At 61.9% G+C, this 25,019-nt stretch carries 21 protein-coding genes; 12 read left to right on the forward strand and 9 right to left on the reverse strand.

Going from position 1 to position 25,019, the window contains the following annotated elements; translation table 11 throughout:
- Positions 1 to 10: 10 nt before the first annotated feature.
- The 3 genes from ilvN to ilvD are packed head-to-tail and all read right to left on the reverse strand — an operon-like array spanning position 11 to position 4,193.
- Positions 11 to 493, reverse strand: coding sequence for an acetolactate synthase small subunit (gene ilvN, locus PZH32_RS09885; protein ID WP_275207916.1), 483 nt, complete (start codon positions 491 to 493; stop codon positions 11 to 13).
- Positions 493 to 2,523, reverse strand: coding sequence for a biosynthetic-type acetolactate synthase large subunit (gene ilvB / locus PZH32_RS09890; protein ID WP_275207917.1), 2,031 nt, complete (start codon positions 2,521 to 2,523; stop codon positions 493 to 495). The genes ilvN and ilvB overlap by 1 nt, the downstream gene beginning before the upstream one ends.
- Complete coding sequence (gene ilvD, locus PZH32_RS09895; RefSeq protein WP_275207918.1) at positions 2,520 to 4,193, reverse strand: dihydroxy-acid dehydratase; 1,674 nt, start codon at positions 4,191 to 4,193, stop codon at positions 2,520 to 2,522. Before ilvD ends, ilvB begins: the two co-directional genes overlap by 4 nt.
- A 489-nt stretch (positions 4,194 to 4,682) precedes the next feature.
- On the opposite strand from ilvD, the gene PZH32_RS09900 reads away from it, so the two are divergent.
- Positions 4,683 to 5,627: a papain-like cysteine protease family protein gene (locus PZH32_RS09900; protein WP_275207920.1), complete on the forward strand. Its 945-nt coding sequence runs from the start codon at positions 4,683 to 4,685 to the stop codon at positions 5,625 to 5,627.
- Between the two features lie 94 nt (positions 5,628 to 5,721).
- Positions 5,722 to 6,279 carry a gamma carbonic anhydrase family protein gene (locus PZH32_RS09905; protein WP_275207921.1) on the forward strand — a complete coding sequence of 186 codons (558 nt, stop codon included), beginning with the start codon at positions 5,722 to 5,724 and terminating at the stop codon, positions 6,277 to 6,279.
- A 58-nt stretch (positions 6,280 to 6,337) separates the two neighbouring features.
- Here PZH32_RS09905 and PZH32_RS09910 read toward each other — a convergent pair whose 3' ends face one another.
- Together PZH32_RS09910 and PZH32_RS09915 are read right to left on the reverse strand one after the other, a co-directional pair.
- Positions 6,338 to 7,186 (reverse strand): purine-nucleoside phosphorylase, encoded by an 849-nt coding sequence (locus PZH32_RS09910; RefSeq protein WP_275207922.1) that lies wholly within the window; start codon positions 7,184 to 7,186, stop codon positions 6,338 to 6,340.
- Between the two features lie 152 nt (positions 7,187 to 7,338).
- Positions 7,339 to 9,618, reverse strand: a complete 2,280-nt coding sequence (locus PZH32_RS09915) for an FAD-dependent oxidoreductase (protein WP_275207924.1) — start codon at positions 9,616 to 9,618, stop codon at positions 7,339 to 7,341.
- A 227-nt stretch (positions 9,619 to 9,845) separates the two neighbouring features.
- On the opposite strand from PZH32_RS09915, the gene PZH32_RS09920 reads away from it, so the two are divergent.
- On the forward strand, positions 9,846 to 11,372 hold the full coding sequence (locus PZH32_RS09920) for a helix-turn-helix transcriptional regulator (RefSeq protein ID WP_275207925.1): 1,527 nt from the start codon (positions 9,846 to 9,848) through the stop codon (positions 11,370 to 11,372).
- Between the two features lie 3 nt (positions 11,373 to 11,375).
- Here PZH32_RS09920 and PZH32_RS09925 read toward each other — a convergent pair whose 3' ends face one another.
- The 3 genes from PZH32_RS09925 to PZH32_RS09935 all read right to left on the reverse strand — a co-directional run bounded on the left by PZH32_RS09925 (position 11,376) and on the right by PZH32_RS09935 (position 15,233).
- On the reverse strand, positions 11,376 to 12,473 hold the full coding sequence (locus PZH32_RS09925; protein ID WP_275207927.1) for a N5-glutamine methyltransferase family protein: 1,098 nt from the start codon (positions 12,471 to 12,473) through the stop codon (positions 11,376 to 11,378).
- A gap of 195 nt (positions 12,474 to 12,668) precedes the next feature.
- Positions 12,669 to 13,727 (reverse strand): peptide chain release factor 1, encoded by a 1,059-nt coding sequence (prfA, locus tag PZH32_RS09930; RefSeq protein WP_275207928.1) that lies wholly within the window; start codon positions 13,725 to 13,727, stop codon positions 12,669 to 12,671.
- A 102-nt stretch (positions 13,728 to 13,829) separates the two neighbouring features.
- Positions 13,830 to 15,233 carry a cation:proton antiporter gene (locus PZH32_RS09935; protein WP_275207929.1) on the reverse strand — a complete coding sequence of 468 codons (1,404 nt, stop codon included), beginning with the start codon at positions 15,231 to 15,233 and terminating at the stop codon, positions 13,830 to 13,832.
- Positions 15,234 to 15,480: 247 nt separating this feature from the next.
- Here PZH32_RS09935 and trxA point away from each other — a divergent pair, with 247 nt between their 5' ends.
- Positions 15,481 to 15,789 (forward strand): thioredoxin, encoded by a 309-nt coding sequence (gene trxA / locus PZH32_RS09940; RefSeq protein ID WP_275207931.1) that lies wholly within the window; start codon positions 15,481 to 15,483, stop codon positions 15,787 to 15,789.
- A gap of 9 nt (positions 15,790 to 15,798) precedes the next feature.
- The gene (trxB, locus tag PZH32_RS09945; RefSeq protein WP_275207932.1) at positions 15,799 to 16,797 is read left to right on the forward strand and encodes a thioredoxin-disulfide reductase; all 999 of its coding nucleotides are present in this window, start codon (positions 15,799 to 15,801) and stop codon (positions 16,795 to 16,797) included.
- A gap of 5 nt (positions 16,798 to 16,802) precedes the next feature.
- Here the strand turns inward: trxB and PZH32_RS09950 are convergent, their stop codons facing one another.
- A complete protein-coding gene (locus PZH32_RS09950) occupies positions 16,803 to 18,269 on the reverse strand; it encodes a helix-turn-helix domain-containing protein (protein ID WP_275207933.1) in 1,467 nt (488 codons plus the stop codon).
- Between the two features lie 249 nt (positions 18,270 to 18,518).
- Between PZH32_RS09950 and PZH32_RS09955 the strand changes: the two genes are divergently transcribed.
- From PZH32_RS09955 to PZH32_RS09985, 7 genes are all read left to right on the forward strand, one after another.
- Positions 18,519 to 18,746, forward strand: coding sequence for a 4Fe-4S binding protein (locus tag PZH32_RS09955; RefSeq protein ID WP_275207935.1), 228 nt, complete (start codon positions 18,519 to 18,521; stop codon positions 18,744 to 18,746).
- Between the two features lie 31 nt (positions 18,747 to 18,777).
- Positions 18,778 to 21,123, forward strand: coding sequence for a molybdopterin-containing oxidoreductase family protein (locus PZH32_RS09960; RefSeq protein WP_275207936.1), 2,346 nt, complete (start codon positions 18,778 to 18,780; stop codon positions 21,121 to 21,123).
- 16 nt (positions 21,124 to 21,139) lie between these two features.
- On the forward strand, positions 21,140 to 21,805 hold the full coding sequence (locus PZH32_RS09965; RefSeq protein WP_275207938.1) for a 4Fe-4S dicluster domain-containing protein: 666 nt from the start codon (positions 21,140 to 21,142) through the stop codon (positions 21,803 to 21,805).
- On the forward strand, positions 21,802 to 22,653 hold the full coding sequence (locus tag PZH32_RS09970) for a DmsC/YnfH family molybdoenzyme membrane anchor subunit (protein ID WP_275207940.1): 852 nt from the start codon (positions 21,802 to 21,804) through the stop codon (positions 22,651 to 22,653). Before PZH32_RS09965 ends, PZH32_RS09970 begins: the two co-directional genes overlap by 4 nt.
- Before the next feature lie 63 nt (positions 22,654 to 22,716).
- Positions 22,717 to 23,109, forward strand: a complete 393-nt coding sequence (locus PZH32_RS09975; protein WP_275207942.1) for a SpoVA/SpoVAEb family sporulation membrane protein — start codon at positions 22,717 to 22,719, stop codon at positions 23,107 to 23,109.
- A 10-nt stretch (positions 23,110 to 23,119) separates the two neighbouring features.
- Entirely contained in the window at positions 23,120 to 23,473 is a 354-nt protein-coding gene (locus PZH32_RS09980; protein ID WP_275207943.1) for a hypothetical protein, read from the forward strand.
- 354 nt (positions 23,474 to 23,827) lie between these two features.
- A complete protein-coding gene (locus tag PZH32_RS09985; RefSeq protein WP_275207944.1) occupies positions 23,828 to 24,331 on the forward strand; it encodes a zinc ribbon domain-containing protein in 504 nt (167 codons plus the stop codon).
- The last annotated feature ends 688 nt before the right edge of the window (positions 24,332 to 25,019 follow it).

Raw genomic sequence — 25,019 nt, forward strand, 5'->3', positions numbered from 1 at the left:
TTCCGTTGTTTTAATCGCGGCTTGCGCGGGACAGGGCTACCTTGCCGGTGCGGACAATTTCCTTGATGCCGTAGGCGCGGAAGAGGTCTTCCAGGCCCTTGAGCTTCGCATCATCGCCCGTGGCCTCGACAGTGAGGGTGTTGCGCCCCACATCGACGATCTTCGCGCGGAAGATGTTGGCGATCTCGATGATCTCGCTGCGGCGCTCGGGGGCGGCGTTCACCTTGAACAGCGCCAGCTCGCGCTCGATGGAGGCCTCATCGGTCAGGTCGGTAATCTTGTGCACCGAAATGAGCTTGTGCAGCTGCTTGGTGATCTGCTCGTAGCCCAAATCGTCGGCAATGACAATGGCAGTCAGGCGCGACATGGTGGGATCCTCCGTGGGGCCCACGGACAGCGACTCGATGTTGAAGCCGCGGCGCGAGATGAGGCCCGTGACGCGGGAGAGCACGCCGGGCTTGTTTTCCACGAGAACGGACAGCACGTGCTTCATTAGTTGCCTCCCTTCTTGTCGGCGCCTTCGCGGAAGAGCGTCTTCCATTCGGAAGGAGGCACGTCCACCGTCGAGCCTTCCTGGCCCAGGCGCGCCCCGGTGTCCTCGGGGTCGATCTCCCAGCGACCGCCGAACTGCGCATCGATCTTCGCACAGGGCGACGAAACGGGAGCAGCAGGCTCCATGGGAGTAGCCGCGCGCACGCCGGCGCTGGCCGGCATATCGGTGCGCACCGCGCCCACGGCCACGTCGATGGCGCCCATGATGTTGTTCAGGGCTGCGCCCGGCGCCACCATGGGATAGACGTTCTGGTCACGGGAAATGGCCACATCCAACAAGTAGGGTCCTTCGGCGGCCAGCATGCGGGCGATGGCGTCCGAAACCTCTTCGGCGCGCTCGACGCGCTCGCCCTCCCAGCCGTAGGCCTCAGCCAGCTTCACGAAATCCGGTACGGGATCGAGCAGCGTCTCCGAGAAGCGCTTGTCGTAGAAGAGCTTCTGCCACTGATGCACCATGCCAAGGCACCGGTTGTCCATGATCAAGACCTTCACCGGCACCTGATTAATGGCTGCGGTGGCCATTTCCTGGGAGTTCATCTGGAACGAGCCGTCGCCGGCCACGCATACCACGGTTTTGTCGGAGTTGGCGATGGCCGCGCCGATGGCCGCGGGGAAGCCGAAGCCCATGGTGCCCAAACCGCCCGAAGACAAGAACGAGCGCGGCGTCTCGCGGGGCAGGAACTGATGGGCCCACATTTGGTGCTGGCCCACTTCCGTGGTAACCACCGAGGCAGCCGGGTCCAGCTGACGGCCCAGCTCCGAGATGACAATCTCGGGCACTACCTCGTCGTCGGCTTCGCGCACGTTGGGGTGATAGAAGGGATAGCGCTCGCGCCAGGCATTGATATCGGCGATCCATTGCTCATCGCGGGGCGCGGCGCCGTCCTTTTCCAGTTGCTCGAGCATACCGGCCAAAACGCCCTTGAGGTCGCCCACGATGGGCACGTCAGCATCGCGAATCTTGCCGATTTCCGCCGGGTCGATATCGATGTGCACCACTTTCGCATTCGGAGCGAACTCCGAGACACGCCCGGTCACGCGATCAGAGAAGCGGGCGCCGGCGGCAATGATGAGATCGGCCTCGGTCATGGCCATGTTCGAGTACTTTGCCCCGTGCATGCCTACCGGTCCCAAGTTCAAAGGATGGCTCGCCGGCACGCCGCCCTTACCCATAAGGGTGACCACGGCCGGGATTTGCATGCGGTCCATCAGCGCCACCAGCTCTTCGGAGGCACCGGAGCTGATGACGCCGCCGCCCACGTACAGCAGGGGCTGGTCGGCCTCCTCCAGCAAGCGGCAGGCAGCGCGCACCTGCTTGGCGTTGCCGCGGTATGTGGGCTTGTACGAAGGCAGGTTCACCTCGTCGGGGTACTCGAACACCATTTCGGCGCCGGCCAGATCGGATGGAATATCGATGAGCACCGGTCCGGGACGGCCTGTGCTGGCAATGTGAAAGGCCTCGCGGATAGTGCGGGTCAGCTCATCGGTGGACTGCAGCAGGTAGGAATGCTTCACCACCGGCATGGTAATGCCCACGATATCGGACTCCTGGAACGAGTCGGTGCCGATGACCCCGCGTCCCACCTGGCCGGTGATGACCACCAGGGGCACCGAGTCCATATAGGCCGTGGCGATGCCGGTCACCGTGTTCGTGGCGCCCGGGCCCGAGGTGACAATAACCACGCCGGGCTTGCCCGTGGAGCGGGCGTAGCCGTCGGCCATGTGCACCGCGCCCTGCTCGTGGCGCGCCAGAATATGGTGCAGCTGATCCGAATCGTACAGGGCATCGTAGAGCTTGATGGCCTGACCGCCCGGATAGCCGAACACCGTGTCGACGCCCTCGGCCTCCAGCGAGGCGATGACCGCCTCGGCGCCGAGCATGGTCTTTCCCTGCTTGGGCGTTTTCGAGCCCAAGCCGCGCGGGGCACCCTCGGTGGCCGCGTTGCGCTTTGCCGTCGTTGTCTCACTCATAGAATCAACGCTCCCTTATCGGCCGATGAAACCAGTTTCTCGTACTTCGCCAGCACGCCGAATTCGTGCTTGGGGGCCGGCATCTGCCAGGCAGCCCGACGCCGCTCCAGCTCCTCGTCGCTCACATTGAGGGTGAGCGCGCCGCCCTCAATGTCCACGGTCAGCGAATCGCCTTCCTCGATGAGCGCGATGGGACCGCCGGCAGCCGCCTCGGGGCTCACGTGGCCCACCGCCGGGCCTTTGGTGGCGCCGGAGAAGCGCCCGTCCGTGATGAGGGCCACCGAGGTGGACAGCCCCATACCGCAAATAGCCGAAGTGGGTGTAAGCATCTCGCGCATGCCGGGGCCGCCCTTGGGTCCCTCGTAGCGAATAACCACCACGTCGCCCGCCTTAATGGCGCCGCCGTTAATAGCTTCGCAGGCCGCCTCTTCGGAATCGAATACGCGAGCGGGGCCCGTATGGCAGAGCATGGAGGGATCAACCGCCGCCTTTTTCACGATGGCGCCGTCCGGGGCGATGTTGCCATGCAGCACGCGCAGGGCGCCCACCGCCGAGAAGGGATTCTCGCCTGTGCGGCACACCTCGCCATCGGCGTCGGGGCAGCACGTGGCCAGGTATTCCGGCAACGGCCCCATGCAGGTGAGAGCATCTTCGTCGAGCAACCCCAGCTTTCCCAGCTCGCCCATGACTGCCGGCACACCGCCCACGTGGTACAGGTCGATCAGCGGCCGCGGGCCCGAGGGCTGCAGCTTCACCAGATGCGGCGTGCGCGCCGAAGCCGCGTCCCAGTCATCCATGGTGATGGGGCATCCGGCCGCATGGGCAATAGCCGTCAGGTGCAGAACCGTGTTCGTGGAACCGCCAAAGGCCATATCGCATTCCATGGCGTTATGGATGGCCGGTGCGTTCAGGATATCCTTGAAGCGCACGCCCTTGTTCACCAACTCCATCACCTTCATGCCCGCATGCTTCGCCAGACGCAAACGCTCGGAGTAGACGGCGGGGACGGTGCCGTTGCCGGGAAGGGCAATGCCCAGGGCTTCGCACAGGCAGTTCATGGAGTTAGCGGTGAACATGCCCGAGCAGCTGCCACAGGTAGGGCAGGCCGTATCCTCGTAGAACGCCAGCTCCTCCTCGGTCATAGTGCCCGCACCCACCTGACCGGCGCCGTCGAAGAGCGTGTTCAGATCCGTAGTGGGACCGCAGCCGCCGGGCTGGGTTCCCGGCAGCATGGGGCCGCCAGAGACGAACACCGTGGGAATGTTCACGCGCAGGGCGCCCAAAATCATGCCGGGCACAATCTTGTCGCAGTTGGGAATGCATACAATGCCATCGAAGGCATGGCCCTGCACAGCGCATTCCAGCGAATCGGCAATGGCCTCGCGAGACACCAGCGAATAATGCATGCCGTCGTGGTTCATGGCAATGCCGTCGCACACGCCGATGGTGGAAATTTCAAAGGGAACGCCGCCGGCTATATAGATGCCGGCCTTGACGGCCTCGCAGATTTTATCGAGGTTGGTGTGCCCCGGGATGATATCGTTGCGCGAATTGAATACCGCAATGAAGGGGCGGTCCATCTCCTCATTGGTGATGCCGTCGGCCTTCAGCAGGCTTCGATGGGGCGCTCGGGCCACACCGCGCTTGATCTGGTCGCTTCGTAGATCCATAGGCCGTTCCTCTCTCTTAAAACAACAAAACCCGCTGCAAGAAGCACCGGGCCGGAACGACGCTGCGAACCGCCAAGCAGTACGCGCATCACGACAGATAACGGTGTCGCCGGTCCGGAGCTACTTGTCTTCCCGACCCGGCGGTAAGCCCGTCAGCCGAGAAGCGTTCCTTCCGAACTGCTCGGAGGATTGTGCGAAACGTCCACCGCCTGCTTCCACGAACCGCAGACTCTCTTGGGATGGATTAGCCTCGACGCTTCCTCGTCAACGCATTTCATCAGTATTAACTTGGGTGTGCAGTATACCCTTCGCTTCGACAATCGCAAGGGTTTTTACTCATATTTCTACGTGAATTTAACGAAACAGCCACGGAACGTGACGAAAACCCCGCAGCCACCCTACGATTGACCGCCCGTCACCCTAGATGATCTGCGCCTTCGTAAACTGAACCCCAAGAAGTTGTGTTCACGCCGAAGGAGAGGACGACTGATGGGCACCGCGCAAGCTTCCGTACATCCCCGCACGACCGCCGGTCGCGCTTCTGCCGCTACCGCCAATGGCACGTTCAAGCCCACCGTGCTGCCCGCCTCTAGCGCACCGCTCCACACGGGTTCGGGCCCTATGGTGGCCGATCCCACCCTGGCCGAGCGCTCCTATCGCGCCAGCCATCCCCTGGCTGCTCCTTCCTGGAAGGCTTTTCGTATGTACGCGGGCAACCACCCTAATCTGGCGGAACTGAAATCGGTTGGTGTTGCCGGCATGATTCGCGGCCACCGCGACGTACGTATTATTTTGGTCATCGCGCTCAGTACGTTGCTCATCATGTTGGTGGCGTTGCTGGCCTACTGGTGGCTCATGCCGGTCACCGCCGATGCCGACTCCCCCTACGCCGCCGCCGAAACCACCGCGCCGGAAAGTACGGCGGTGCAGGCCTGGAAGCAGGGCACTATTCCTTCCCTGTACCAAACTGACAACTCCTGGGGGGCCGAGCCCTTCGGTCAGGGAACCATTGCCACCGCCGGTGCCGCGCCAACGGCTTTGGCCATGGTGCACGTGTACCTGACGGGCGATAAGGAGCTCTCCCCCATCGACTTCGCGCAGTGGGGCACCGCGCACGATCTGACGGCCACGGGAACCGACACTATTGCGGCGTATCTGGCTGGCGCTGCAAGCGACTATGGCATGACACTCGATGAGGTGGCCTTGGACGAGCACAGCCTGCGGCGCGCTCTCGTGGCCCACACGCCTGTCTTGGTTATTACCCAACCGGGCACGTTCTCGCCGGTGGCCAGCGTCATCGTACTCGAGGACATCGATCGCGACAGCCGTTTGATTATCCACGACCCCACCAGTGCAGCCCGCTCCCATAAAAGCTGGGAGTTCGAGGATGTCATTAACGCCGCTGCCAATGCCTACGAAGTGCACAGCGCTTAAGCCGTTTTTACCCGCATCGACGAATTTGCTTATTAACGCCGCCCCTGACCTGCGGTATGGTTGGTCTTAGATCATCACCGTAAGGAGGGCATCCATGAACTACCGCCAGGTCACGCTTCACCCCGAATCGCGCATTGCGCCCAACGCCACGCTGGTTGGCAATGTGCACGTAGGCAAAGACGCTACCATTCTGTTCGGCGCCACCCTGCGCGGCGATTACGGCAGCCGCATTGTGGTGGGCGAAGGCTCGAACATCCAGGAGAACGCCTGCGTCCATCTTGACTACAACCAGGACTGCATTGTGGGCCGCGGGGTAACCGTGGGCCACGGCGCCGTCATTCACGGGTGCTTCCTTGAGGACAACGTGCTGGTGGGCATGGGCGCCGTGGTCATGAATGGCGCGGTCATCGGCAAGAACTCCCTGGTAGCCGCCGGAGCTCTGGTCACCGAGGGCACCATTGTGCCGGAAGGATCCCTCGTGGTGGGATGCCCCGCCAAGGTGCGCCGCCAGCTTTCTCCCGAGGAAATCGAGGGTAACCGCACGGCCGCCGAGGGCTACGCGCAGATCGGCGCCGACCTGGTAGAAAACGGCATCGTCTACGCCGGCAAAGATGTCCCCGACAACCTCATGACCATCGCTTTAGCGAAGTAGCCAATGAGGCGGCCAACCGTCTCATTTGTCGAACAACAATGAGACGGTTGGTTGTCTCCTAGACGAGCATCAGGCGCGGCACGAGGGCCGTCATATAGCGGCAGAGGTCCGCTTGGCGGGTGCCGGCCACCTCGTGCACTTCTTCGTCGGAGGGGCTGGCGCCTTCCACGCCGCAGGCCATGTTCGACACCAGGGACATACCCAGCACTCGCAAGCCACGGTGACGCGCGGCAATGACCTCTTCGCACACCGACATGGCCACGGTGTCGGCACCCCACTGGCGAAACATCCGGATTTCCGCCGGCGTCTCGAAGCTGGGACCCAGCAAACCCAGATACACGCCTTCGCGCACCACCGGACCCAGACCCAGTTCCTCAGCCACGGCCAAGGCCTCGGTACGCAGCAACGGATCGAAGGCGTCCAGCATGCTGAAGAAGCGCGGCGCCAGGGCATCGGGAGCCGTCCCGGTAATGGGATTGCGGCCGGTAAAGTTGATCTGGTCGGTCATCAGGCAGAAGTCGCCCACGTTGAAACCCTCGTTGATGCCCCCAGCAGCATTAGTGGTTACCAGGATTTCCGCTCCCAAGGACGCCATGAGCCACACCGGGAAGGCCACCTCTTGGGCCGTATAGCCCTCATAGCCATGGAGGCGCCCCTGCATGCAGCACACCTCAACGCCGCCCAAGGAGCCCACAACGAACTGCCCCACGTGGCCCGTAGCCGTGGAGACGCCCATGTGAGGCACTGCGCCGAAGGGAATGCGCACCGCGTCCTGCACCTCCTCGGCCAAGGGATTGAGACCCGAGCCCAATATGATCCCGATACGGGGACGACGGCCGCCAAGGCGCTCTTCCATGAAGACCCGCGCCTCATCCAGCGCCTCAATAAGGGATCGATCCTCAGTCATGCTCTGCTCGCTTTCTCGAAAAGGACGCGACCGTGAGAGCGCCCTCCCGCGGCCCACGGCCTCATCCGCCGTTGTTGCTTCCTATCCACTATACAGGAGAAGCCGAACCCATAGGCCCGGCTTCTCCTGAGGGAGGGTATCGAGGGAGCAATCTAGCAGTTGCGTGCCGTCAGATTGCCCGTGGTGATGGCGTTTTGAATGCTCAAGGGCGTGGCGCAATCGCCGACGGTATAGACATCGCAGGTGCCCTCAAGCTCATCGGCCAGGCCGGTGTTCGGCTCCATGGTCGAAGCGTCGATCACGCAGTCGGCGGGAATGGTCACGTCCAAACCGAAGCTGTTGGTCACCACAATCTCGCCGTCGCCCACGCTCTTCAGCGAGCACTCCGGGTACATGCGGCCACCAGCGGCGAAGAAGGCCGGCTTCACGAAGGCGTTGAGCATCATGGACTGGCCGGTACCGAAAGCCTCGGCAGGCTCGGGCGATACGACGGCCACCTTCTTGCCCTGAGCCGTCAGGTAGTGAGCGGCATCCACGGCCTGGGCATTGAAGCCGAGCACCACAACGTTCCGGCCAATCTCCTGAGTCAAGAAGTCCACGACACCCACCACCGGCGTGGCCTCGGTGCCCTGGGCGGCCAGCTCGGGGCGCTTACCGCCCGTGGCCACAATGAGCACATCGGGGTTCTGCTCGCGCACGAAGGCCGCATCCACTTCCTGGCCTTCCACGACGTTCACGCCCTCAACGTCCAGCATATGGGCCAGGTAGTTCTTCAGACGTCCCAGGCTCTCGTGCTTGCCCTTCACCATCTCGGCGAATTCCAGCAGGCCGCCCAGGCTGTTCTTCTCGTAGAGCGAAACCGTGTAACCGCGTTCGGCACACACACGGGCCGCTTCCATGCCGGCCGGACCGCCGCCCACCACCATGACGTTTTTCTGGCCGTCAGCCGGCTTCACCTCATAGCCTTCGGGCATAGCATCGGTGAACACCGAGTTGTTGCAGGGGTTCACGCGGCACAGACCGCCCAGACAGTTAAGGCATCGGCAGCAGGGACGGATCTCATCGATGCGGTTCTCGCGCAGCTTGTTCGCGTACTCCTGATCGCAGTTGGATACCGGACGGTGCATGTAAATCAAATCAAGGGTCCCGTCATTCAGCGCGTTCTCGAAGTAGTCGGGAGCCAAGGCCGGATCCATGAAAACTACGCCGCCGACGGGAATGCTCACGTGCTGCTTCACGTACTTGCAAGCGCCCATGATGAGACCGCAGCCCGAATGGGTACCGTCAAGGAAGCCGTCGAAATGGCGATCGAAGTCATAGGTGGTACCGAAGCTAGTAGCGCCGTCGTAGCCATAGCCAGCAAAGCAGCCGTCGTTCACGAACTGCGCCTCGTGGAAGGCGAAGGTGCCCAGGCGCAGCTCCAGCGCATCGGCGCCAGCGGCCTCAAGCGCCTGGCAAATGGCCGCCGTCTCTTCCTTGGTGTTGCAGAGCGCGTTGTCACCCAAAGCACCGTCGTTCTCCTCAGCGCCGTTCACCAGCACCTGCACCACGAAATCGGAGCCGCAGCGCTCTTTCACGCCCTTGATAACATCAGTGGCAATACGCACACGGTTTTCAATGGAGGCGGGGCCGTAAGGATCCTCCGGGGCACGGTCGTTGCCGAAGCGCGAGAAGAAGCGCGCCGGCAGGTTGTCGCCGGCCGCATTGAGGTCGATGCCATCGAAACCGGCTTCCTTCAGCTTCACCGCACCGGCAATGGTGTCCTCGATGTACATCTGGATATCGCCATCCGACAGCAGGCTCGCCTTATGGGTCTCGCCCTCCTCGCCCATGTTCTCCCACAGATACACAATGCCCGGCGTAGCCGTCTTCATCTGGCAAATGCACGGCACGTCATGGCTATGCACCTCGGCGCAAATGGCCTTGAGCGGACTTTCCTCGATAGTCATGCGGCTGTCGTTGTCGGCCACGTTCACGCGCTTGTCCAGGCGATCGAGCATAATGTAGCTGCCCTCGATGAGCACCGCGCCCATGCCGCCGGCGGCGATGGCGCCATGATAGGCCACGGCCTTCTGCTCCTCGTTGGGCACCATAGAGCTAGCCGCCGATTTAATCAGACGATTTTTCAACGTAAGCGGGCCGATCTTGATCTCCGAGAACATGGTGGTATTGGCGAAGTCTTCGATGGTATTTGTGGTGAAGTCCCAATCGGGCACGTTGATCTGCGCCATCGGCGAGGCACTCCCCGTTTCAGCCAAAGCCACACTCCCCTCGGAGGCCGCGCTTTCAGCGGTCTTCGGGGCCGCTTGCGGCGCACAGCCGCTGAGCGCGCCCATGCCCAAGGCGCTTGCCCCCAAAGCGGCCAGACCCATGCCGCCCAAGAAGTTGCGGCGCGTTACGGTTGCTTTGCCTTGTACTTCCGTGGTTCCCATGATAACTCTCCTTCTACTCCCTCAGTTGTGCTTAGGCGTCTTGCAAAGGGGCGTTCGACGTTCGTCGTTTGCTCGCTTTGCTGACGCTGCCTACCTTAGGGGAAGGGAAAGTGCGTTTTCATCGACCTGACAGTTGGAATTATGGTCATTCGCCCCACATCGACCTATTGGGTCGATGGTGGATTCAGCCCAGGTGAAGCTATAATTTGGTCTAAGGAGGGATACGCGTGGTCCAAAAACTTCAACAAAGCACGATCGGCGCTCTTGGCCTGGGCAGCTTCGGCACCCTTGTTCTGTTCGCGCTTCTCAGCGGTGCGCTCTACGAAAATGCCGCAACGGCCTTTCGGTTCCAAACCCCCTTAATTCTCGCAGGAGATTTGGGGTTTGCGGCAGGACTTGCGCTTGGTCTCGCCCTTGAGACGCTGTTGGAAAAGCGCCCTGACTTGCAGCGTCATTCAGGCTCAACCGTTCTCCTTGGTTGCGGGCTGTGTGCCGCCGTCATGCTTCGCAGCGGTATGCTCTTCGATGCGGCACCGTGGGATACGGTTCTAGGGGACGGGCTGCTCGGCTTCTTTCTGGCGCTCACGGGATGGCGCTGGTGGCTTGCTCTTCTTCCCTTAACCAGTCACGATGCACTTCTTTTGCTTGCGCGCGCTTTAGCTGGCGCCTGCCTCGCTTTTCTTGCGCTGAGTCTTTTGCCGCAGGGTTTCATTCTGCTTGCCGCAAGTTTGCTTATCCCGCTTGTCACCGGTGGCTGCCTTGCCACCTTCGACTGCGCGCCTTCTGTGCCGTCGAGCGACGTCGGCGCATCCGACGACCAGAGTGATGACCCAGATGGCAAGACGCAGAAAACCGCCCGTCTGCCTCGCGTGCTTGTTCTGGCCATCGTCGGATCGCTGTTTGTGGCCGATCTGCTTATGAGTCTTTTCCCCGTATCACTCTATACCGAGGCAAGCCCCCTCTTCGCCCCTTTGACTGGAAGCGTCGACGCCGCAACCTTGGGCAATCTGACCCAGCCCGCACTCATCGCTGCTCTGGCGCTGTTAGCGTTTTCTCTGCTGCTCTGGGTTATGGCCCGGCGCCATCAGCTCAGGCTTCCCCTGCTCTGTTCGCTTGGCTTTTTTGCCGTGGCCGTAGGGTTCGTGACCTTCCCCTATCATATGCCCGGCGGTGCCCCCATTGGCATCGCCGAGGCAGGCGAGGGCATCATTGCTCTCTTTTCTTTGGCCGCCGTTCGCTCCTACGTAAGGCAGCATCCGGGCAACCGCTGGAACCGCGCGATCTTGCTTCTCGCCTTGGCAGCCGCTCTCGCCATGGTGATAGCCGATCTTATTATCATTGCGCTGTACCAGCTGCCCTTTTTCGATTACATCGACTTTCACATTCGTTCCGTGCTCAGCGGCATCGGCGTGCTCGCGCTGGTGGCTTTGCTCGTGGGCGTCATGCCCCACGTCTACGCCCTGACGGGAACGAAGAAAGATTCCGACGAGAGCCGTACCGCCGGAACCGACAGCCCTCTCTCGCCTGAGGAAAGCGCTGAACGCGCCCTCGACGCCTTTGCCGAGCGTTATCGTCTCTCGCCGCGGGAGCGGGAAATTGTGGGACTACTCTCTCGTGGGCGCGATGTTCCCTACATAGAGCAAGAGCTCGTACTCTCGAAATCTACGGTGAAGACGCACATTCGACACATCTACGAAAAGTGCGGCGTGTCCTCGCGCCAAGACCTGCTCGATTTGCTGCACTCGAGCAACTAAGGACTAGGCGCGCCGCGCCACGAGCACGCGAGGACGGCCCGCCAGATCGTCCACGATGCGCACCTGGGTGAACCCCGCCTGCTCGGCCACAGCGGCTGCGGCATCCATATGCCCCTCGTGCAGCTCGCAGGCCAGCACGCCTTGGGGCTTCAAGGCACGAGCCGCCCAGACAACCAAGGGGCGGAACAGGTCAAGGCCGTCGGCCCCGCCATCGAGGGCCAGGTTCGGTTCGAAATCGGCCACTTCCCGAGGAATATCCGCCAGCACGGAAGTAGGTACGTAAGGCGGATTCGACACCACGGCATCAAAGGTGCCCATGCGCTTTTCGCCGATGCCCATACCCAAACTGCACTGCAGTACGGCCACCCGATCGGCCAAGTCTAACGCCTCAATGTTCTCGCGGGCCAGCGCTACGGCTTCGGGAGCGATATCGGTGGCAATAACGCGCACATCGGGATGCTCGTACGCCAGAGAACAAGCAATGCAGCCGGTGCCGGTGCAGAGGTCGGCCACGAGCAGCGGAACAGTTGCTGCTTCAGGATTCACAGAAGACGCAGCTGAGCCTATGGGGCGTTCGCGCTCCTCGACCGCGCTCGTCTCTTCCTCATCCGCAGCGGCGGCTTCGCGGAAAGTTTCGGCGGCGCGCTGGTTCTCGGCCAAAGCCTCCTGGGCCTTCCCCAGCGCCTCTTTCAGAGCCTCAACGGCCTCGCTTTCTTGGGCCGCGGCCTCCTCGTTCCAACGGGCTTCGCGCTTGACCGGATCAGGGAGCGCCGCCAGCACTTCGCTAACCAGCACCTCAGTCTCTGGCCGCGGAATAAGCACGCCGGGACGCACTTTCACGGGAATATAGCGGAAGGTCACCTCGCCGGTGATGTACTGAAGCGGCTCCCCCGCCCCCCGACGTTTCACATAGTCGCGCAGCGTGGCCCGCTCCTCTGCTGAAAGAGGCCGATCATAGTTCATGAACAAATGGGTACGGGACAGGCCCGTCGCCTCAGACAGCAACCACTGGGCCGACAGACGCGGATTCTCATCGCCCTTGTCAGCCAAGTAGCCCTCGGTCCACTCAAGAGCGGCCTTGATTGTCCATTCAGCATCCATGCATAAGGTCCTTTGCAGCAGTTCTGCCTCAGGGAGGCGGCGAGGTCGTTGGCGGGGTTCTCTGAACACTAGCCTCTCCGCGCCCGCAGGGCGCACCATCAAAGCATGAAGGAGCGCAGCGCCCGAGCGAAGCGAGTCAGCGGAGCGGGTACCCCGACAATGACCTCGCCGCCTCCCGTCAGGACGGGCGGAACACTAAACAGCTGCTTCCAGCTTCTGCGCGCGATCGGCAGCCTGAAGCGCCGTAATAACGTCCTGCAGGTTGTCGCCCAGAAGCACGCCGTTATAGGTGGAGTTGAAACCGATGCGGTGGTCGGTCACGCGGTCCTGAGGGCCGTTGTAGGTGCGAATTTTCTCGGAGCGGTCGCCCGAGCCAATTTGAGCCAGACGCTCGGCGCCCTCGGCGGCCTGCTGCTCGGCGAGCATCTTCTCGTAGAGACGGGCGCGGAGCACGGCCATAGCGGCAATCTTGTTCTGCAGCTGCGACTTCTGGTCCTGAGACTGCACCACCAAGCCAGAAGGGAGGTGCGTGATACGCACGGCGGAGTCGGTGGTGTTCACGCACTGACCACCGGGGCCACCGGCGCGGTACACATCGATGCGCAGGTCGTTCTCGTTGATCTCCACTTCCACCTCGTCGGCCTCGGGCAGCACGGCCACCGTAGCCGTGGAGGTGTGAATGCGGCCCTGGCTCTCGGTCTTGGGCACGCGCTGCACGCGGTGCACGCCAGACTCGAACTTCATGACCGAGTAGACGTGATCACCCTTCACCTTGAACTGAATTTCCTTGAAGCCACCGGCCTCGGAGGGCGACGCGTCCATGGTTTCGGTCTTCCAGCCCTGGGTGCCAGCGAAGCGCTCGTACATCTTGTACAGGTCGCCGGCGAAAATGGCGGCCTCGTCGCCGCCAGCAGCGGCGCGGATCTCAACGATAATGTCCTTCTCGTCGGCCGGATCGGCCGGAATGAGCATGAACTTGATGTCCTCTTCCAGCTGAGGCAGACGCGCCTCGATGCCGGCAATTTCCTCCTGGGCGAATTCCTTCATGTCGGCATCGGAGAGCATCTCCTTAGCCGCCTCAAGATCGTCCATGGCCTGCACGTATTCGGCGGCCTTCTTGGCCAGAGGCCCCTGGGAAGCGTACTCCTTCGCCAGACGGTTGTACTCCTTCTGGTCGGCCAGCACGGCCGGATCGCCCATCTTGGCCTGCAGCTCGTTGTAGGCCTCGATGATCTTCTGGAGCTTTTCTTTCATATCAGTTTCCTGCATGGGTGCATCCTTTTGCGTGAAACGGTTAGGTAGGGTGAGCGCCCGAAAGCGCAGCTGACTATTGTAGCAGAACGGGGGCAGTGCGCACTATACGGAACCGTGTCCGTCGGAGGGCTGCGAGGGAGCCGCCGTCGGCGGTGTCTGGCGCTCGCAATGGCCGCCGGGGCACCGGGAATCGATGTCGTAGGAACTCCAAGTGCGGGGCAGCTTCTTCAGCTGGGCGTGGCGCTGACGCTCCAGCTGCCAATGCTCCTTCAGCACCTTTCCCGCATCGCCAGGATGCTGGCGAATGCTGCGCACCGCCCGCCCCAGATCGGCGTTCATGGTATGGGTGGCCAAGGAGGCCAGCAGCGGCATGAGGAAAACGGTGACGCCGCCGGCCGCCACCAGCACCGACGCCGTTTCCTGGGACATGGCCTCGGCCGACACCGCCACCGTAGTAACGGCCACAATGATGGGCAGCGCCGTGGTGCAGTAGAAGGCCACGGTCAAACGCTCACGGACATCCATGGTGCGCGAGTCCTTCCCCAGGGAAAGGGAAACGAAAATGGGCAGGGCGCGCACGAACAGCAGCAACACGATGAACAGCACCAGCAGCTCCGGCTCTGAGAACACAGCGCGCACATCGATCTTCGCTCCCGAGGCTACGAAGAACAGCGGCACGAGGAAGCCGTAAGCGATAGCGTTGTGCTTCATTTCCATGGTCTGGTTGCCCTCGGGAATGAGGAAACGCAAGATAAACCCAGCGGCAAAAGCGCCTAGCACAATGTCCAAGTCGAACACGGCGGAAATGGCCGTCAAGCCGATGAGCAGCAGATTCACCGAGCGGATGACCATTTGGGCATTGGTGTTGGCATTGTCCACAATGAACTTATGGATGTAGGTGCCCACCTTTGCGGCCATTTTCGGCACCGCGGCAGCCAGCAACGCGATGGCCAAGAACGCAAAGAGGATGACCACCGACTGCCAGGTGGCCCGCGCCGACAAGAGCACGGTCATGGCCAAGATGGGCAGCAGCTCGCCCCAGGTACCATAGGCGATAATCTCGGTACCCACCCGCGTGCCCAGGATGCCGCGCTCCTGCAGAATGGGAAGCAAGGTACCCATAGCCGTGGTGGTCAGCGCAATAACGACGGCTATGCCGTCCAACTCGAACACGGAAAGCGTAGGCCAAACGGCCACAATAAGGAAGGCCACCAGGAAGGTAACCACCCAGGTAGCGGCGCCGCGCTTGCCCTCGGTGCCCGTCAGGTTCTTCGGGGAAATTTCATAGCCGGCCAGCAAAAACAGGAAAGCAAGCCCCAGGTCTGACAGAAGTGAGATGGCGTCGGAGGTTTGAATGAGGTTGGCGCCGTGCGGCCCCAGCAACGCCCCAGCCAGCAGCAAGAGTACCGTTTCCGGAATGGCCTTGCCGGGAATGAACGACGCAATGATCGGGCACAGCACCGCCACCAAAGAGATAAAAGCCAACGAAGTGAGGTCAACGACCACGGTGCTTCCCTTTCTCGTGCGCGATTTGAACTAACCCTTACTATACGACGCATCAATAGAAAGAACCAAGCCACTGACTCAGCGACAACGGTTTGTTAAAGAGGAACGGCGCGTTGCCCACGGTTTCGTATCATTCCTGTGACAGGCCATCGATGAGCCTGTTCCTTTTACTATCATCTCAAAGAAGGCGAAGGCACAGCGGCTCATTTTGCCGCCTTTCGCCTCTCTCGAAACTTAGGAGGAAATTATGGCTGAGGTAATTAAGAACGCGGACGAGTTCCAGACCAAAGTGCTGGATGCGCAGGGCCCGGTGCTCGTTGACTTTTTCGCCACCTGGTGCGGTCCCTGCCGCATGGTAGCTCCCGTCATCGACGAGATTGCCACCGAGAAAGCCGGCCAGGTGTCGGTGTACAAGGTAGACATCGACGCCACGCCCGACCTGGCCTTCAAGTACCAGGTGTCCAGCGTGCCCACCCTCATCGTCTTTGAGAACGGTGCCATCAAGAACCAGACCCTGGGCGCCCAGCCCAAGCAGAACATTCTGGCAATGCTCTAGGAGATAACCATGGAAGCAAACGAGCCCACCAAGAACCCCGGTCAGGCCCAGCAGGCGCCGGCCGAAGGACAGACCATCTACGATGTGGCCATCATCGGCGCGGGGCCTGCGGGTCTGACGGCGGCATTGTACGCCTCACGCGCTGGGCTCGTTTGCGCCGTTTTCGAGCGCCTCTCCCCGGGCGGCCAATGCGCCCAGACGGAGCATTTGGAGAACTATCCCGGCTACACGCGCTCTACCAGCGGCTTCGAGCTGTCCTGGGACATGTACGAGCAAGCCGGCTCCTTCGGTGCCGCTTTCATTATGGAAGACGTCACCTCGGTGGATTTCTCCGCTGAGCCGAACCAGTTAACCACCCCCTTTGGCACCTATTTCGCCCGTACGGTCATTGTGGCCACGGGCGCGGTGGCAGCCCAGCTGGGGCTGCCCCACGAAGAGGAGCTGCGCGGCCGCGGCGTATCCTACTGCGCTACCTGCGACGGCAACTTCTTCCGCGATAAGGACGTGGTGGTAGTGGGCGGCGGCAACACGGCCGCGGCCGACGTCATCTACCTGTCCCGTATCTGCCACAAGGTGTACCTAGTGCATCGTCGCGACAAGCTGCGCGCCACGGCCATCTACCACGAGCGCCTGCGCGAGCTGTCAAACGTGGAATTCTGCTGGGACAGCACACCCGAGGAGTTCCTCACCGAAGACGGCCGCATTTCCGGCCTGCGCATTCGCAATGGCAAAACAGGAGAGACGCGCGACCTGGACGCTTCGGCGGTCTTTATCGCCATTGGCATGAAGCCCTACACCGCCTTCCTGGAAGGCGACCTTGATCTGGACGCCGGCGGCTACATCATTGCGGGCGCCGACGGCAAAACCGCCATGCCCGGCGTTTTCGCCGCGGGCGATGTGCGCACCAAAGACCTGCGTCAAGTGGTGACCGCCGTCGCCGACGGCGCCATCTGCGCCGAGCACGCCGCCCAGTTCCTCGAGGCGAAAGAGGCTATTGAGGAAGCCTAGGCTCCCTACCCCCGAGCCTTCTCCTCGACCATGCTGATGATTTCCTGCTGCGAGGTAACATTGAGCTTCCGGTAGATGTGATAGGTGTGGGTGCGCACGGTACCGCCGGAAATGGACAGCTCCTCTTGAATGACGGCGGCACTGCGTCCTTTAGCAAGCAGCAGGAGCACTTCGCGCTCCCGAGGCGTTAAGGAGCCCTCCTCGGCCACGGCCAAACACGCCCGGCGAAACAAACCCCCTTTAACATCCGGTGAGTACAGCGGATTTTCCCGCAACTTATCCAATGAGCGCTTGTCGGTGAGCGTGTCGCTGCCGTAGGGCGCGATGGCCACGGAGCAAGCCAAGAGCAGCACCGCTCCGGCTGCCACGACAGGCCATTCCAGCACCGCGGGAGCGCTTCCGTCAGACAGCACCGCCACAATGACCCAGCCCAACGCCAATCCCAGCCCCAAGGGCGCCCGCCCCAGCGCAAACTGGTAAATAGGCTGAGAGCGGTAGCGAGAGCACAGCGAAGAGAGCGTGCTCCAATTGAACACATCAAGGAAAAAGTAACCTACCAGAACAAGGCCCATGCCCCAGCGCGTCACGTTCGGGGGCAGTCCGAGCACGGCCAGCAGAAGCCCAGCCACCAGCAACGGGAAGGCAAACCGTTGGGAATGGGAGAACGAGAACGGATCGTTGCGAGCTCCCAACAGGGTAGCGGCCACCCATGAGGCAGCCGCAGCCAGGGCAAACGCGCCACCGGCGATAAGCGAACCCGCATGGGCGCCTGCAGCGGCCAGAAACTGCAAAGCCAATGCCGCCACCATGCCATAGCAGCAAATTGCCGCACAGGTGCGCACGGAAAGCGACACCCGTTCCTTCGATTCGTCCCGCGTAATGGCCGCGGGCAGCGCCGCCTCATGAAGGTAGCCCCCGTACAGAACCGCCGAGAGTACCACCGACAGCACTATAAGTGCCGGCTGCAGGGCATCGGGAATCTGCAGGGCGAAGCCGGCCCACAGGCCGCCCACTAAAAACGACAGCGCCGTTAGCTGAGGCACCAATTTCTCGGGCAGCATCGAGGAGAACACGGCCCACAGCGGAAAGGTCAAGCCAAGCCCGACCCCCAGCACAATCCAGCAAAGGATCGGCACCGCTGCCGTAAGCGCCACTCCGTGCGTAAGGTACAGCACTCCGGCAGGAGCTGCCACCAACAGCGTCGCAGCCACCAGCAGCCGTGGCACCGCCGCGCGGGTGGACAGACGATCGGCGAAAAACTGCACGGCAAACAGCGTGCAGGCAAGGGCCACCATGCCACTGGCTCGGAGCGCCGCGAACAAGCGCGGATTATCAGCGGCCGCGCACCCCATGCCATGGGAAAGAAAAGCAATCAAAAGCAGCGAGAGCATCAATCCGAACCCTAAGGTACCTACCAAGTCCGCCAGAGCGAAGTCGGCCAGTCCCTCTTGTCGACGTTTCCCCTCGGTCATAGCTCCTCCTCGTTTTCGCGCTGCGCGCCACGGTCGCGCCGGCTCCCCTCCCAGGCCAACGCGGCTCCTATTCTACGTTATGCCCGTTCAGCTGTCTCTCAGAAGATTCTTCTTATATTGCCCTGACCTGCCAAGATCAGAACGATAAGGAGATGTGACGCCCCGTCGACCCGAGTATGGTGGCAATCATCGAAGCGGGGCGACGCCCACGAAAGATCAGGGAAGCGTCGAAGGAGAAGGAGCGACACCATGGCACATCTGCATTCCTACGTCATTCGGGACGAGCGATGCAAGCGCTGCGGTCGCTGCCTGAGCGCCTGCCCGCAAGGAGCCATCAACGTGCCGCAAGGCCACGCCATTACCGGCTCCTACGGAACGGCGTTCATCGACCAGTCGCTGTGCGACGGCTGCGGAGCCTGCGTGGACGCATGCAAGCTTCGCGCTATCGGCAAAGTGTTCAAGCCCCGGTTCAAATAACCACAAGAGGAGAAAGAAGAGGAGGAAAGCCATGCCATCGGTGATCTACCACGACGACGGCAGCAAGATCGTCAAGACGAACTGTTTCGACTGCCATTCCAAATGTGGCGTGCTCTGCCACGTGGATGCCCAGGGCGTGCTCACGAAGGTGGAGGGCAACCCGGAAGATCCGCGCAGCCAGGGCCGCATGTGCCCGAAGGGCCGCTCGGCGGTCAAGATCCTGAACGATCCCGACCGTATCAACTATCCCATGCGCCGCAAGGGCGAGCGCGGCGGCGGCCAGTGGGAGCGCATCACCTGGGACGAGGCCCTCGACGAGATTGAGACGCGCTGCCGCCAGTACATGGAAATGGACGGCCCGCGCTCCATCGTATTCGGCCAGGGCACCGGCCGCGGCTGCATTCCGTGGATCCAGCGCCTGAATCTGACCGTGAGCCACGTCAACCACTGGACGAGCCCGGCCCATGCCTGCCTGAACCCCCAGCTGCTCACCCAGATGATTACCATGGGCATGTTCAACTGCTGGGACGGTGCCGACCACGACGATTCCGACTGCATTGTGTCCTGGGGCGCCAACATGGTATGGACCGAGGGCGCCTTCATCGCCGGCGAGGTGAACCGCAGCCGCGACCGCGCTGCCAAGCTCATCGTCATCGACCCGTGCTTCGAGCACCCGCTGGCCGCCAAGGCCGACCATTTCCTGGGCATTCGCCCGGGCACCGACCTGGCACTGGCCATGGCCTGGATTCGCCTGTTCATCGAGGAAGACCGCTACGACCACGATTTCATCAAGCGCTGGACCACGCTGCCTTTGGTGGTGGACGCTGAAACCGAGGAGGCCATTCCCGCCGCCAAGGTGTTCGAGGGCGTTGACGAGCACGCGCTGCTCATGTGGGACGAGGACACGGACGCCGTCATGCTCATGCCCGACTTCACCGACCCGGAGGCTAAGGGCAACCCCGCGCTCGACTTGGGCACCCGCGAGCTGACCCTGCTCGACGGCTCCACCATTCAAGTGACCACCGCCTGGGAGGCTCTGAAGGGCCGCGTGGCCGACATGACTCCGGCTCGCGCTGCGGAGATCTGCTGGCTGGAGGCCCAGGACATCGTGGACGCCTTCCGCACCTATGCCGATGCCGAGCGCGCCTCCATTGCCATGATGCAGGGCGTCGAGGAGCATACCAACTGCCGTCTGCTCATCCACGCCATCGACACTATCATGGGCCTGGGCGGCAATATCGATATCAAGGGCGGCAACGTCTGGCACCAATTCTGGAACGACATGCAGGACCCGTCGCTCACCACCATGCCCACCGAGTACCACGCCCAGAACAAGCTGGGCAACGAGGGCGCCTTCTACAACAACTCCACGGGCCACGGCGTGTGGGACGCCATCCTTACCGGCAAGCCCTATAAGGTGCACGCGTTCATCGGCATCCAGGGCAATCCCGTTTCCTGGTGCGAGAACCCCGACCGCGTCGTCGAGGCGTTCAAGGCCATCGATTTCCTGGTCATCAACGACTACTACCTCTCCCCTGCCGCCCAGCTGGCCGACATCGTGCTGCCCGCGGCCCACTGGACCGAGCGAGACTTCATCGCCGATGAGTTCTGCCAGGAATGGTTCTACGGCCAGCAGAAGGCCGTCGAGCCCCTCTACGAGCGCAAGAGCGACATCGAGCTGTGCCGCCTTATCGGCAAGCGCCTGGCCCCCGACCAGTGGCCCGACGATGTATACGGCGTGCTGAACATCGCGCTGAAGAAGTACGGCATCACCTACGAGGAACTCAAAGAGGAATGGTGCATGCACCTGTACCCCTACCGAGAGAAGAAATACGAGACCGAGGGCTTCCGCACCCCCACGCGCAAAGCTGAGTTCTACTCCACGGTATTCGCCCATGCCGGCCGCAAGGACCCGCTCATTCGCTGGGAGCCGCCCAAGGAGTCCTATGAGACCATGCCCGCCGAGGTCATTGCCGAGTTCCCGCTCATCTTGTCCACGGGGCGCCGCTATGTGAACTTCTACCACTCCGCCTACCGCGGCGTGCCGGTGCTGCGCGAGCTGTCCCCCGAGCCTCATTTCATGATCAATCCCACCACGGCAGCGGACTTGGGCATCGAGCCTGAGGAGTGGTGCCTCATCGAGAGCCCGTCCGGCACGCGCCCCATCCGCATGCGCGCCCACGTGACCGCCGGTGTTCATCCGCGCGTCATCATTGCGCCCCACGGCTGGTGGCAGGGCTGCAAGGAGCTGGGGCTGCCCGACTACCCCGACAACAGCTCCAACATCAACTGCCTGATCTCTGATCAGAAGTACGACCCCGATCTGGCCACCCCGGGCATGCGCTCGAGCCTGTGCAAGATCACGAAGATTCAGTAAAGGAGGGATGTTCGTCATGAGTTACCCCGAGGAATATAAAGTCCCCCAGCTTGCGCCCGAGGACTACGAAAACTACTGGCGCGAGGACGTTCAGGCGACGGGCAAGCCCAAGCAGTACACGCTCTTGATCGACCTGGACAAGTGCATCGGCTGCAAGGCATGCCAAGTAGCGTGCAAGATCGAGAACGATGTGGACAACGGCGTGTTCTGGACCCAGGTGCAGTCCATGGGGCCGGTCGGCGAGTTCCCGAACCTCGACTACTTCTACTTCCCCAAGCAATGCCAGCACTGCGCCGACCCGCTGTGCGTCACCGTGTGCCCCACCAAGGCCACCTACAAGACCGACGACGGCATCGTGCTGGTGGACAAGGACCTCTGCTTTGGCTGCCAGTATTGCATCTGGGCCTGCCCCTACGGCGTGCGTACCAAGAACCCGAACACCGGCATGGTGGAGAAATGCGTGCTCTGCGCCCATCGCGACCATGAGCACGGAGAAATGCCCGCCTGCGTGGTGAGCTGCGAGGGCAACTGCCGCTACTTCGGCGACATCAACAACCCGAACACGCAGATTGCCAAGTATTACGCCGCCCACGCTGATCGCGCCATGAAGGTGCACGACCAGTTCGGAACTAAGCCTTCGGTTATCTACCTCAAGCCCAGGAAGGGGGCCAGCAAACTATGAGACCTCAGATTCCGCTTTGCAACTCCACCATGTGCCAGCGCATGTGCATGGGCACCTTCGTCATGGCGCTGGTAGCGAACTGGGTGTTCGGCTGCGCTATTCCCATGAACATCGTTGCGTTGGTGACCATCGTCATTCTGGGTATCGGCATGCTGGGCACTATGAGCCACCTGGGCAAGCCCGGTCGTTTCCTGGGCGCTCTGCGCAACCCCACCTCGCACCTGTCCCTGGAAATGCTCACCTGCATCCCCGTGGGCATCTGCTACCTGATTATCGGCGCCAACGGGCTGCTCTACACCATGCCCGAGGCGGCCATGACCGTTCTTGAGGTCATCGGCCTGATTGCTTCCGTCGCCTTTATCTGGGTAACGGCCCTGGCCTACCGCATGAAGGCTCGTCCGGCGTGGGACAACGTCTTCACGCCCCTGAACTTCATGCTGACGTTCCTGTCAGGTGGCGCTTTTGGATCGCTGTTCGCGGCCGTGTTGGCCGACGGCGCAGCTCCCGTGGGGCTCCTGGTCACCACCATCGTGCTCTTCGTGGCAGCCACGGCCTGCCAGCTGTTCTTCACCTACTTCGTGAGCCGTGTGGGCTATCGCATCGACGTCGCCCCCTTCGGCCCCGAGACCCGCGGCGTGTACAGCGCGTGGCTCATCCTGGGCGTGGTGGTTCCCATCATCGGCCTCGCCACGGCCTTTGCCCTGGTCGACTTCTGGCCGCTGTTTGCCATCGTGATGGTCTCCTATGCCATCAGCTTGGCGCTGTGGCAAGCCTTCTTCTTCATTGCCGGCAAGGAAGTGTGGTTCTTCCCGCAGTACGAAAAAGATCTGAGCCCGGCCTACTACTAGTTGTCTTGGGGCCCGTGCCGCAGGGAGGGCGGCGCGGGCCCCTTGCCTGAAAGGGGAATTACTATGGCAAAAGCAATCGGAAAGGCCTTTTTGGTCGGCGGCATTATGGGCGTCATCACCCAGCTGTTCTTGGTGCTCTACGCCGCTGTGCTACCGCAGCCTATGGTGGACATGCACCTGCACAGCACCTTCGCACTGGTGACTCTGGGTCTGCTTACCCTGGTCACCTATCCGTCGGGACTGTTCGACCGCGTGCAAGCCTGGGGCGGCTGGGGCATGATGCTCACCTTTTCGGGCCTTGCCGGCGCCGTAGCTGGCTGCTATCAAGGCGTTTTGGCCCACACGGGTTCGGTGGCCAAGGCCATCGGCCAGGGGTTCAAGCTGGTATTCACCATTGTGGGCATCGGCTTTATCCCCATCGCCATCGTCATGCTCATCGTCGCTTTCGCGCTTTAGGAGGATTGCCATGTTAGAAGGATTCATTCTCGCATTTGTATTCGGTGGCGTCCTGGCTGCTATCTTCCAGCTGGCCGCAGCTCTCACCAAGGCGAAGCCGCCCACGCTGCTGACCATCGGCTTTGCCCTCGGCGGCGTGCTTCTTCCCACCGGCCTTATTGCCTGGGCCGAAATCTGGGGCGGCGGCGGTATGGCCGCCATGGTAGTGGACGCCGGCGCAGCACTGGCAGGCAACTTCCTGACCCTGATTACCACCGGCGTGTTCATGCCGCTGCTCATCGTACTGGCCACCTTCGTGCTGCTGGTGCTCATCGGCTGCCTGACGGGCGCCATCAGCAAGAATCACGCGCCTGCGGAGCACTAGGTAGCGCACGCCAAGCAACTGACAAGCGCGCTTGTGGCATAGCTGTTCGTTCGCAGAGTACCAGGCTCGAATGCACGGGACAGCTGGTTGGTGCACACGCTAGGCGACAACCACGCGCCCGCAAAGCACGAGGCTGACTCGCTTACCCCTACCAGCGCGCCCCCTTGGCCCCCGCAAGCGGGGGCCAACTTGTGCCAGTGACGGACGAGGGAATGCATTCTTTCGGGAATCTCTGGCACTGCGGCTTCTTTGCTATAATATGTCATCGTGTCATCAATGATGATGGCCCAAGCACTGATCAGGTTGTTTTCATGCGCTTTAGCGCTGGAGAGCCCAAACGAAGAAGAGGTTTCTATGAGCGAGCTTTTGTCGCAGCTTTGGACCCCCGAAATGCAGGCGGCGTTCACCGTTGTCGTGGTGCTGCTGGTTATTCTGTACGTCCTGTCCATTGTGTGGGTGGTACGCGATGCCTATATGCGCGGTGCCCAGTGGTACATCTGGGCCGTGGTGGCCCTGGTGCCGGTGCTCGGTCTCATTGCCTACTGCCTGCTGCGTCCGCCCCTGCTGCAGCTTGATCGCGACGAGCAAGAGTTGGAAATTGCCCTCAAGCAGCGCCAGCTCATGAAGTACGGCGAGTGCGCCACCTGCGGCTATCCCGTTGAGGCCGACTACGTGCTGTGCCCCAACTGCCACACGCAGCTGAAGAACCTCTGCATCCGCTGCAACCACGCCCTCGAGCCCTCGTGGACGGTGTGCCCTTACTGCGCCACCCCCGTGGGCGCCCCGGCTCCACAGCGCCAGCGCCGCGCTCCTGGCAGCGCCTCTCGAGGTCAGCGCCCCAGCGCCCCGCGTTCGTAGCGACGGCGGGTTAGACAAAGCGCACCTGCTACGTTTAGCATCAGAAGCATCGAGGGTCCGGAATTATCCGGACCCTTTTGTTTGTACGCTATCCTTTGCCTGGTCGCTGCCAACCTGGCCGAATATCGCTCAAAGCGAAGGTTTCACTTGGTCGCCGCCTTTTCAAATGGTAGCCATCCCTTCCATTTGCCACCGCTCTTTTCGAATGATGGCACCTCTGTTGTTTGGCCACTACTCTTCTCGCCTGGCTACCGCCCTTCTCGTTGGTCACTGCTCTTCTCGCCTGGTCGCTGCCCTTCTCGTTGGCTGCAACCTTTGACTTGGTAGCCACAACCTGGTCAAACATCTCTCGAGGCGGGGCTTTTGCCCGAAACGGAGCTTTTAAGGTCAAAAATGGCTCGAGGCGGGGCTTTTGCCCCCGCCTCGAGCCTCTCAACCGCTGTTTTTGATGGAATTCACTGCTTATTTGACCAATCGGCATCCCGAACGATGGAAGTTGTCGGGCAAAAACCCCGCCTCGGCAGAAATTCGACCTTAATCGCTCCGTTTCGGGCAAAAGCCCCGCCTCGAACCGTTTTTGACCAACCCTCGAATCCAGGGCGCAGCGCGGTGCGGCTTCAACCAGCATCGAAGCCCAAGCCAGAGCCACGCCTCAGCATTTCAGCAAGCACGCAGCCAGAGCGCTGAG

The organism is Adlercreutzia equolifaciens (assembly GCF_029076695.1).
GTDB classification, from domain to species: Bacteria; Actinomycetota; Coriobacteriia; order Coriobacteriales; family Eggerthellaceae; genus Adlercreutzia; species Adlercreutzia equolifaciens_A.